Origin of the sequence: Shewanella gelidimarina, from assembly GCF_023283945.1 — a bacterium.
Lineage (GTDB): Bacteria > Pseudomonadota > Gammaproteobacteria > Enterobacterales > Shewanellaceae > Shewanella > Shewanella gelidimarina.
In genome coordinates this window covers 16,545-28,086 of the sequence record NZ_JAKIKW010000014.1, presented here as the reverse complement: position 1 = coordinate 28,086, position 11,542 = coordinate 16,545, and the positions used below count along the sequence as shown (strand labels likewise).

Sequence of the window (11,542 nt, the reverse complement as noted above, 5' to 3'; positions counted from 1 at the left end):
AGAGGATTTCACTATGGACAACAAACGTCGACAATTTTTGAAATCAGGCCTCGCAGTTGGTGGTCTGGGCGCTTTTTCAGCGGGATACGCTGGCACCACTAAACATCTGGTAGAAGGGGTGATTGAAGGGACATCGGGCAAGAAAACTCGCGATATTCACCACGGAAACTCGTTAGAACCCGAGTATCAAGTGAATAAAAATGGCAACCTAATTCCAAATCATAATCAGCGCGTTGCGCCATCAATGTGCTTTGGTTGCTGGACGCTGTGCGGGCTACGAGTCCGAATCGATAATCGTACCGATGATATTTTGCGGATCAGTGGTAATCCCTACCACCCGTTATCACATCAAACTCCCATTCCTTTTAATACTCCGGTAAAAGACGCTTACTTGAGTCTAACGGGTGAGTCAGGGCTTGAAGGTCGTTCAACCGCGTGTGCTCGCGGAAATGGCATGCTTGAAATCCGCAATAGTCCTTATCGTATTACCGAGCCGTTAAAACGTGTCGGTAAGCGAGGCGAAGGCAAGTGGCAAAAAATTAGCTATGAGCAGCTAATAGAAGAAGTTGTTGAAGGAGGTGATCTCTTCGGTGAAGGCCACGTTGATGGCCTAAGAGCCATACGCGATATCAATACCCCTATTGATGCCCAAAACCCAGAATATGGCCCAAAAGCCAATCAGCTGTTAGTTACCAATGCGGGTAACGAAGGGCGTGATGATATTTTAAAGCGCTTTGCGTTTAATAGCTTTGGTACCCGTAACTATGGTCATCATGGTTCGTACTGTGGTTATGCTTTCCGAGCGGGAAGTGGCGCCTTTATGAATGACCTTAAAAAGTTTGCTCACCTTAAGCCTGACTTCAATCATGCCGAATATATTATTTTCATCGGTATGTCTCCAGCACAAGCGGGTAATCCGTTTAAGCTACAAGCTCGCCAATTGGCAAAAGCGCGTACCGATGGCAACCTGCAGTACACGATCATTACGCCTAGCTTGCCGGCGGGTTCTTCTAGTCTAGCGGCGGGGGATGATAACAACTGGCTGCCAATTAAGCCTGCCAGTGACTCGGCGCTGGTGCTGGGTATGATCCAGTGGATCATTGAAAATGAACGTTTTAATAAAACGTTCCTCGCACAACCTGGCGTCAATGCCATGGAGCATGCAGGCACTGCGCATTGGTGTAACGCCACCCATTTGGTCATTAGTGATGACAAGCACCCTCGTAACGGCAGTTTCTTGCGTGCATCAGACATGAACATGCCTTTTGAAGGTGAAGCCCATTCTGAGACGGATCATTACGTGATTGTCGATGCCAAAAGTGATGAATTTGGCTTGCATACTCAAGCTGACGAAGCGGCACTGTTTGTTGACCGTGACGTTACTTTGGCTAATGACACTGTCAGAGTTAAATCGTCGCTACAACGACTCAAAGATGAAGCGTTTAAACACGACCTGAGCTTTTACAGCCAGCAATGTGAGATAACCGAAGCGCAAATTATCGCGCTAGCAACACGCTTTACCAGCCATGGCACTAAAGCGGTCGTCGACACCCACGGTGGCAACATGCACACCAATGGGTTTTATAATGCCTTTACTATCATGATGCTAAATGCCCTTGTCGGTAACGTTAATGTCAAAGGCGGCGCAATGGCAAGAGCAGGGGGGTATCCTACATCTGCTAAAGGCCCACGTTATGACTTTACCCAGTTTGAGGGAAAAACGGCGCCTAAAGGTATCTTCCTGTCACGCAGTAAGTTTCCGTATCACAAGACCAGTGAATATAAACGTCGCATAGCAGCCGGAGAGTCACCTTATCCAACGCGCGCGCCTTGGTATCCTATCTCAGCGCCATTATTAACCGAGCATCTTTCAGCGGCAATTGATGGTTATCCGTATCGTGCTAAAGCGTGGATCAACCATATGGCCAATCCAATGTATGGTGTTCCCGGCCTAAAAAATCTACTTGAGGATAAACTTAAAGATCCTAAGCAGCTTGGGCTGATTGTGTCAGTTGATGCGTTCATTAACGAAACCACTGCACTGTCAGACTATATGGTCCCAGACACAGTGACCTATGAAAGCTGGGGAATGACCGCACCGTGGCACGGCGTACCAGTGAAGGCGATTACCGCCCGTTGGCCGGTTGTTGAGCCGCGCACCGCTAAAAGTAAAGATGGCCGCTCAATCTGTTTAGAAAATTTTTTAATCGACATCGCCAAGAAAATGAAATTAGGCGGTTTTGGTGACAAATCGATTCCTGATAGCAAGGGTAATTGGCATAGCATTCATTGCGCTGAAGACTTTTATCTGCGCTCAGCCGCCAACCTTGCGTATGTCAAAGGCGGTGTGCCAGAGGTTTCTGCAGAAGATATTGCTTGGTCTGGGTTAGAACGTCTAATGCCGGCAATGCAGAAAACCCTCACCGTTGACGAAATGAAACGGGTTGCGTACATATTTGCTCGTGGAGGCCGTTTCGAAAATGCATCTAATGCGTATCAAGACGACACCATGAAACACAAATGGACTAAGCCGCTCGCCATCTGGAACGAAAAGGTCGGTACCTCTAGAAACACCATGACGGGCGAATTCTACAGTGGTTGCCCAACTTGGTATCCTCAAAAGCTCAGCGACGGCACGCCGTTAGATGAAAAGTATCCACCTAAGGCGTGGCCATTTAGTTTGACTAATTTCAAGTCAAACATTCACAGTTCGGTGTCTAACCTTTCTCCACGTCTGCATTCGATTAAAGGCATTAATCCGGTGTATATCCATCCAATTGATGCTGAAAAAGCGCAGATTCAAACCGGTGATAGGTTCATCGTTGAAACACCGAGTGCAAGTACCGAAGCTATCGCCATGGTGCTCGATGGGATCAAGCCCGGTACCCTCGGTTTTGAACACGGATTTGGACACACCGAACTGGGTGAGCGTTCACACTGGATTGATGGTAAACAACAGCCAGTCAAAAATCGCGGCGGTGATGGTGTCAATATTAACGATATCGGCTTAATAGACCCGACTCGTGAAGGTAAAGGCGTGATGCTTGATTGGGTCGTCGGCTCGGCTGCTCGTCAGTCTCTTCCTGCTAAAATTCGCAAAGCGTAATATTGATAGATATTCGGACGATATAAAGCTCTCTGCTCTGGCAGAGAGCTTTGCCGCGCGGCTTATCTTAAGACGAAGACTAGGCTCTGCATGCTGGCTTAAATATTTTTAAGTCGAATAACGTTGTGCTTTACACATCTACGAGCCTCACCTGTTAATTCCTGTTTTAGCCCGCGGTACCTCTGGATAACGACCAAGACCGCAACTCTTGGTGGAATAAGCTTTTACTCTACGTAAGATATTGATTTTGGTGTTCTGCAGACAGAAAAAAAGCCCCGATACTTTCGTATCGGGGCTTCCTGTATCTGGTGGTTCTGTGGGGCTTTGTGTTAATTATTAAGTTACTGTATTTCGATTGATTTTTATCATGTTGTTTTGATGGCTGTTACATCGGGTGTTCCGTTTAAGGTGGGTCACTTTGAATGATTATGGAAAATTTAAAACTTGGAAAAAATCATCAGCGACCTTCCACGTATTAACGCTAGTAAGTGAACAATCTTCAATCTCATAAAGTCTAATTTTATGTACTTTATGGTTCCTGATAGTACTCGCACCATTAGAGTCTAGAAATATAGACTTTATTGAGCAAGCACAAGAGCCCCTTTTGATAGAGTTGTGATCTTCACTTTGAATCAGGTATTACGCTAAAAATTGGGATTGAAAATTTGTTTGATCGTGACTTACCTGATGGAACTACAGGCACGGGATCAGGTTTTGGGTCTTATGATAATGTGAGGCGTTTGTTCTATACAACAGCGAGTTTTAAAATCTAAATGAGATGATTTGAAATATATCTTATTGAGTCATAATAATTTTGCAAACTAATGTTTGCACTTTTTCACCCCCAATTTTGAGTGTAAATCACAGGGTGACAGTCTGATTTTTGTTCGCAGACAAAACAAATGTTTAACACTTAGGTACCGGTTAAATATCGACTAAAAAACAGCCAGGCAGCGTGGTCATTTGAGTTCGTTTCAAAGCGTTTATTCTTTTACTACAAGCGTTTATTAGGCGCTTATTTAACACGTTTAAATAGCCTGATACTAAAAGCATTATTCTTTAGCGGAAAGAGTTGAACAAAAACTAAGCTCGAAAGATCAACGGCCCCTTATACATTCCGTAACAAAGTCAGATTGAATCAGTAAATAAAAGAGATTAGCATTCATTTTCATTTGGTCAAAAAATAGCTCAAATCTTATTTTATCGTGAGTCCCCTATAACATTAATGATAGGTGGTGCTTTGGCGGTATTTTATTCTCAAGGAACAAGAGGCACACATGTTAACTATCACCAATTTAAATAAAACATATGACAATGATGTTAAAGCACTTGATGGCGTTAATCTCAATATAGACAAGGGAATGTTTGGTTTGCTCGGGCCAAATGGTGCAGGGAAATCGTCATTGATGCGTACTATTTCAGCTCTGCAAAGTGCAGATTCAGGAAGTATTATTTTTAATGGCATAGATGTCATGGCCGATCCGCAAGCACTGCGTGAAACCTTAGGTTATCTCCCGCAAGATTTTAATGTCTACCCACGTATAAGTGCTTATGACTTATTAGATCATTTGGCCATATTAAAAGGGCTTAATAACCCTAAAGTTCGCAAAGAATCAGTTGATGGTTTACTTGCTCATACTAATTTATACCAACATAAGAATAAGGCGGTCAGTGGTTTTTCCGGTGGTATGCGTCAACGTTTTGGTATTGCGCAGGCGCTGATTGGCGATCCAAAATTGCTTATCGTCGATGAACCGACCGCAGGTTTAGATCCTGAAGAACGTAACCGTTTTCATAACTTGTTAGTGAGCCTGGGTGAAGAAAAAGTGGTTATTCTTTCAACCCATATTGTCGAAGATGTCTCTGAACTTTGCGCTAACATGGCGGTGCTGGCGTCGGGTAAAATTTTACTTGAAGGTAACCCATTACAATTAGTCGAGGGGTTGGATGATAAAATTTGGTCTAAGACGGTCAGCCAAGCTGAGGCCGCGGTACTGGAGTCTGAGTTATCAGTCATTTCCAAACGTTTGTTAGCTGGTCGAACTGTTCTGCATGTGATGTCTGATACATGTCCAGAAGGTTTCACAGCTGCCCGTGCCGGTCTTGAGGATTTGTACTTTTCCACGCTTCATCGTCACCGTAATGGTCAGGCAGCATAAGGAGAAGAACTATGTTGTTATCTATGGTGAGATTTGAGTGGCGTTATTATTTACGTCAACCGTCATTTTATGTGGTCGCTTCACTTTTATTTTTAGTGAGCTTTTTGTCTGTTGCTTCCAACAATATACAAATTGGTGGTGGCGGCGAAGTGATGAAAAACAGCCCCTTTAGTATTACTCAGTCGATGCTCATTATGAGCTTTATTTCGATGTTTGCGGTGGTGAATTTTGTGGGGACGACTGCAATTCGTAACCATCAGCATTTGATGGAAGAGTTGATTTACAGTAAGCCGTTATCCCCATTCTCATATCAGTTTGGCCGCTTTATAGGCAGTTTCTTGGTGGTCATTGCGGTGTTTGCGTTTATTCCGCTGGGCTTCTTATTGGGTTCTATTATGCCTTGGGTGGATGCTAGCCGTTTTGGTTCCATCTCATTACTGAACTATGTCGTGCCTTATTTTCAATTGGCGCTGCCCAGTTTATTATTAATTTCGACCCTGTTTTATGCGATGGCTATCAAATTTAGGTCTTTGATGGCCTTATATCTTACGGCTGTGGCAATGCTGGTGCTTTATACCTTAACGGGTGAAATGGCGGGTCAGCCACAGTATCGTACCATCGCTGCATTACTTGATCCCTTTGCACTACGTACTTTTGCTGATGTCACTCGTTATTGGACCATCAGTGAAAAAAATACTCAGTTGGTGGAATTGTCAGGGATCATGTTGCAAAACCGCTTATTGTGGCTAGGTATTGCTGCGGTATTACTCGGGTTTTCTGGCATCTTTAGTCAACCTAAGTTAACTAAGCAACGTGAAAAGAAGTCTTTGCAAGCCGGTACACTTCCCAAGCTTACACCGCTATCACAATTGGCCGTGGCGACGCAGCCAAATGGCCGTTTGCAGTTTTGGACGCGAGTAAAGTTTGAAGTTCGCCAAGTATTATTGACAGCACCTTTTGTGGTCTTAGGGGCCTTAACAGTATTTAACTTAATTGGCCCAATGTTTACTGACTTTGGGTGGTATGGGACCTCAAACTGGCCATTGACACAAGACATGGTTAACAACATTGCCGGTGCTACGGGCCTATTAATGACCATAGTGCTGATTTATTACAGTGCTGAAATTGTTTGGCGTGAACGCACATCGGGCATGGGGGATATTGTTGACAGCATGCCTGTGTCTAATTTGAGCTTTTGGAGTTCAAAGTTGGTGTCCGTTGTTATCGTAATGACCCTGCTTTATTTACTGGCCATGTGCACCACGATTGTATTTCAGTTAATTAAAGGCCAGAGCAATCTTGAGTTATCGCAATATATTATTCGACTTGGATTTTATTATCTTGTGCCTTTGATTATGTCCGCGGTGCTGGCATTTTTCCTGCAAGTGCTGAGTCCGAATAAGTACGTAGGTATGGGGCTGTTTGTTGGCTATTACTTAACGACGTTTGTGATGTCCAGTTGGGGTTTTGGTCATAGTTTATATAATTTTGCTCAGGCACCCACCTTAGCTTACTCCGATATGAATGGTTACGGTTGGGGCTTGTTCACCCAGAGTATGTACATGATTTACTGGGGAGCGCTAAGCGTAGTCTTATTTGTTTTAGGCTATGGCTTGTACCACAGAGGGCCACAGCAGAGCCTTAAGACGCGAATGAACTTGTTAGGCTACCAATTAGGTGGCGGTGGCAAGGTTATAGTGGCAAGTGCTCTTGTTGTGTTTCTGGGCATGGGGAGTTACTTATTTTACCAAACAAAAGTGCTAAATGAGTACCAAACTGCAGATGAAAGCGCCGATTTACAAGCAGACTACGAAAAAGCGTTCAAGCAATACCAAGGCTGGCCTATATTAGTGACGACAAAAGTAAATGCTAATATCGATCTTTATCCTGAAGCCCGTAAAGTTGTGGCGAACATTAAATTTGAATGGCAAAACAAGTCAGATAAGCCAATCGAAAAAATGTTAGTACAATTGCCGGAGCACACACGTGCAGACACAGTAAAGATCAATATTCCTCATTCAACTCTAGGAGAGTTTGATGACCGTTACCGCAATACTTGGCTGACTTTCCAAACGCCGATTATGCCAGGAGATAAAGTACAAGGGGATATTCAATTAACCCGCGAGTCAGTCGGGATTGCCGAATCAGGCTTTGATTTCACGGTTGTTGAAAATGGTACTTTCATTAATAATTTTGAGTTATTACCGGCATTTGGTTACCAAGAAGGCTATGAGTTGTCAGATCGTCACGAGCGTAAAAAGCGTGACTTAGCTGAAAAACAGCGTGCTAACAAGCTTGAGGATGATCGCTTTTACACGCAGAACTTTTTTGGGGCCAATGGTGATTTTATTCAGTTTGAAGCCACCATTTCGACGGTTGCTGACCAAATAGCCTTAGCACCCGGATACTTACAAAAACAGTGGAAGAAAGATGGGCGGCAGTATTTTCACTATTTGATGGACAGTCCAATGGTGAATTTTTACGCTATTATTTCGGCACGTTATCAAGTTAAACGTATTGAACATAAGGGTATTGCGATTGAGGTTTACTATCACCCAGACCACCCTTGGAATGTCGATCGCATGATCGAATCAGTGGAAGATTCTATTGATTATTACACTCAAGCATTTGGGCCTTATCAGCATAAGCAAATGCGGATCATGGAGTTTCCGGGTTACCGTAGTTTTGCTCAAAGCTTTGCTAATACAGTGCCTTATTCTGAGCGTATTGGTTTTATTACCGACTTACGTGATGAAGACAATATTGACCCCGTGTATTACGTAACGGCGCATGAAGTGGCACATCAGTGGTGGGGACATCAAGTGGGGGCTGCTGACGTACAGGGCAGTGCTGTTATTTCAGAAACCTTATCTCAGTACTCTGCTTTGATGGTGCTGGAAAAGAAATATGGCAAGAAAATGATCCGTAAATTCCTTAAATATGAATTGGATCGATACTTACGTGGTCGGTCGTCTGAATCGATAAGAGAGATGCCGTTATTGCGTAGTGAGAACCAGCAATATATTCACTACCAAAAAGGCTCTGTGGTGATGATGGCGATTAAAGATGCTATAGGGGAAGATAGGCTTAATGATAACTTGAAGGCATTTTTAACACGTTATCAATATCGTAATGATCCTTTTCCAACCACTTTGGATCTCGTCCGCTACCTTAAACAGGGGGTCGATAAGGAACAAGCGCAGTTTATCGAAGATTCATTTAACCAGATCATATTATATGATTTACGTTTGACGAATGTAGTGATGACTCAATTGGATAATGGCAAAGTACAGTTGGACTTGACTATTCATGCTGGTCGTAAAGCTGCCCAAGGCAAAGGTGAGGAATCTGAATTACCATTAGATGCCTTAATTGATATTGGTGTATTTAGCGCCGATCCTGACAACCTTAAAAATGACAGTGAAGTGCTGCTATTAGAGAAGCATAGACTTGTTAGTGGAGAGAATAACTTAACTTTAGTCCTTGATGGTAAGCCAAGCTATGTAGGGGTTGATCCCTTTATTAAGCTAATTGACCGTGATGCGAAGGATAATATCTTTAAGCTTTAATCGGTTCTTTAACGTAAAACTGACGCTTAAAGCGTCAGTTTTTTTAAGGATAGAAATTTGATTGCGGAAAATGGATTTACTTTGCTTAAATGAAATGGCGTGGCAATTCATTACTGTCTAGCGAAAAGGAAGTTTGTCAGTATTGGCCTGACTAAGCAGCCAGCTTCAATGTCATACATACATAACTTGCATGTTTCATGGGGACGCATTACGCCTAAAATTGGCTATTTAATGCTTTAAGTCAGCTTAGATTAATCAACGTAATAAAGTTACCTTAAATTGCAGCTGGACTTGGTATAAGTACAACGGCACTTTTGACATAAACAGTTAAAAAATCCGTAGATTCACCTGAATATTCAAATGGGTGGCCTATTAGTCCCATTAATGCAAATAATGAAGTCAAAACCCAGATCATGTTTAATGAAGTTAAACATTTGATGAGTTCATAAATTTACTTCTCCTATACAAGGCAGTGTTGATACCAACTTGACGTTACATATTTCAGTTTCAGTTTTGTTGCTACTTTACTGTATATAAATTGATTTCTGGAGTGTGTAAAAACTATTGATAACATCAAAGTATTCTGATAATTAAAATATTCTAGGTTATCTTCCTTGAATCCCAGGTGCTAGTGGCTTGAATCTGAAAATATAATAAGGAGGAGTATTGCTCGCTTTTCCATTGTTCAATGGTGCTGACAATGGGAGTTGTGCTGCACCTGTATATAAATATCCACCGTTACCATAACTGATTCCGTCAGGCCAAATCATACGAGGATCTTGTGAATAGGGACGGTATTTTCGAGTATCAGGTGGTATAATGCCAATACGTCGCTCACCAACTTCGGTTAAGTAAAGGTTATTTTTAATATCAATACTTAAGCCTCCATTATTTGGCTTATAAGCATAAAACTCTACTTCCTTAGCTAATTCTTTTTCCGACAGTTTCTCATCTGCAAGATAGGCCATTTTTATGCGATACAGCTTATCTTTATTGAGAGGAGCGAAGTAAAGCCATTTTTGATTTTTGTCTAAAGCAATCCCGTCGACTCCTACAAATACAGGAATTGATTTTTCATTTTTCTGGCCTTTGTCTACAACAATAGGCCTTTGGTGATCAGGCATTACACTCGTATGTCCCTGTAAAACTCGTCTATGTAGGCCAGACTTAAGGTCTACTACGACAAGTGCTGCTTTATCACCAAGAGGTCCTTCTGCAATACCTTCATCGGCAATAATAACTAATTGAAATCGGCTAGAAATAACAAAGTCATTGTGTTGGGATTCTGGTAACGAAAGTGGGTACGGCAAGTGTATAATTTTATCTAGTTGATTAGTCTTCGTATCCCAAACTACTAGCTTGGGTTCAACTCTAGGAGCTTGTTGTCCTGAATCTAACATCCAAACTTTATCTTGTTCATCAGTTCTAACTCCCAATACCCAGTTAAGGCAAGTATCAGGGTTTTTCGCTACATGGCTGGAGGTTTGACAACCTTGCCATTCCATATTTGGGAATGGCAAGGTTGTACCGTCCGGCAATAGCTCTGCTACTTTTATTTGAGGTTCATAGAAAGGGTGATAACTAAAGATGACTCTGTCATCTGAAGTGAATGTTATCCCTCCGACACCACCGTCAACCTCTGCAAATACTTCTGATTCTGTCAGTGGATTTGCAGAAGCATCTTTAATTAATATCCCCAATATCCCTATCGCAACGAGCATTGCAACAGATTTCATAAACAGTCCTTTTTTACGTCATTAAGTGTTTGCTATGCTAAAGGAATATTGTTAATTGATAAGCTCTTTAACAATTAGATCAGTATCAAAAATACTTTTATAATCATTAAATTTGGGAACTGTATACGAGTACAGATAGATCTATAATAGTGTTAGTTCTGTATTTTAGATGTTCAATTATCTATAAACCCGTTGTAATCGTTAGGGAGTAAACAGTGATAAATTTCTGCCCACCAAAACGATGGCATACTTTCACTTCAATATCCCTCTAATTTAATGCTACTTTTTTAAGAATATTTTCGATAGTTGCCTAAATATTTTAATTTGATTATGTGACGGAGGGATATTTATATCCTATTCTATAAACTTATAACCACTCACTCTAATTTTTAGACTGAACCAGTATACTACCAATGGCCTGAATTAGACATTGTTACTCAATTTTTAGGGTTGATTCAGTATCTTCCTTGTATTTAATTAAACCTTCTCTCAGTATTTTTGTTGTTCTACAAAAGCTATTCCATTCTGGGTTTACTTTGGTTGGAAATATAATTTCTAAACTATCATTTTCATTTAGGTGGTTAAGCATTTCCCTACTTATTTGATTTCTAGCCATGTTCACTTCGCTTTCTGTGAATCTATTTAATTTTAGTGTTATTTCATGCTTCGCGCCATGAACTTCAAATGCCGTTTTTTTAATTATAATGATAGCTTCGTTATTATCATCTATCATCTTTCTTGGTCCTCCACAATTTTTGGATAAAAATTCATCGCTAATTGAAATGACAAATTTTACCATGTCAGTTTTCATAGCCGCCCACGTAGCTGAATAATATTTGTCAACACGATAAAAATCTATTTGGCTTACCCCGGGTAATATGTCTTTAATTATCACGTTTAAAGGTTTTGTGCATTGAGGGTCATAAATTTTTATATTTATGTAATTATAGTTTGAATGTTTTATTTTCATGG

Annotated in this window: 5 protein-coding genes; 3 read left to right on the top strand and 2 right to left on the bottom strand. The window is 41.5% G+C overall.

Annotated features, from left to right (window positions below; genetic code table 11):
• Nucleotides 1-13: 13 nt before the first annotated feature.
• The 3 genes from L2729_RS12825 (at nucleotide 14) to L2729_RS12815 (ending at nucleotide 8,834) form a co-directional block, all read left to right on the top strand.
• Nucleotides 14-3,106 carry a tetrathionate reductase subunit A gene (locus tag L2729_RS12825; RefSeq protein WP_248988628.1) on the top strand — a complete coding sequence of 1,031 codons (3,093 nt, stop codon included), beginning with the start codon at nucleotides 14-16 and terminating at the stop codon, nucleotides 3,104-3,106.
• A gap of 1,277 nt (nucleotides 3,107-4,383) precedes the next feature.
• Nucleotides 4,384-5,265 (top strand): ABC transporter ATP-binding protein, encoded by an 882-nt coding sequence (locus L2729_RS12820; protein ID WP_101090668.1) that lies wholly within the window; start codon nucleotides 4,384-4,386, stop codon nucleotides 5,263-5,265.
• 11 nt (nucleotides 5,266-5,276) lie between these two features.
• Nucleotides 5,277-8,834 (top strand): ABC transporter permease/M1 family aminopeptidase, encoded by a 3,558-nt coding sequence (locus tag L2729_RS12815; RefSeq protein WP_248988627.1) that lies wholly within the window; start codon nucleotides 5,277-5,279, stop codon nucleotides 8,832-8,834.
• A 605-nt stretch (nucleotides 8,835-9,439) separates the two neighbouring features.
• Here L2729_RS12815 and L2729_RS12810 read toward each other — a convergent pair.
• Both L2729_RS12810 and L2729_RS12805 read right to left on the bottom strand, forming a co-directional pair.
• Nucleotides 9,440-10,570: a major royal jelly family protein gene (locus tag L2729_RS12810; protein WP_248988626.1), complete on the bottom strand. Its 1,131-nt coding sequence runs from the start codon at nucleotides 10,568-10,570 to the stop codon at nucleotides 9,440-9,442.
• Between the two features lie 433 nt (nucleotides 10,571-11,003).
• Nucleotides 11,004-11,540, bottom strand: coding sequence for a phiTE_072 family protein (locus L2729_RS12805; RefSeq protein ID WP_248988625.1), 537 nt, complete (start codon nucleotides 11,538-11,540; stop codon nucleotides 11,004-11,006).
• Between the last annotated feature and the right edge of the window lie 2 nt (nucleotides 11,541-11,542).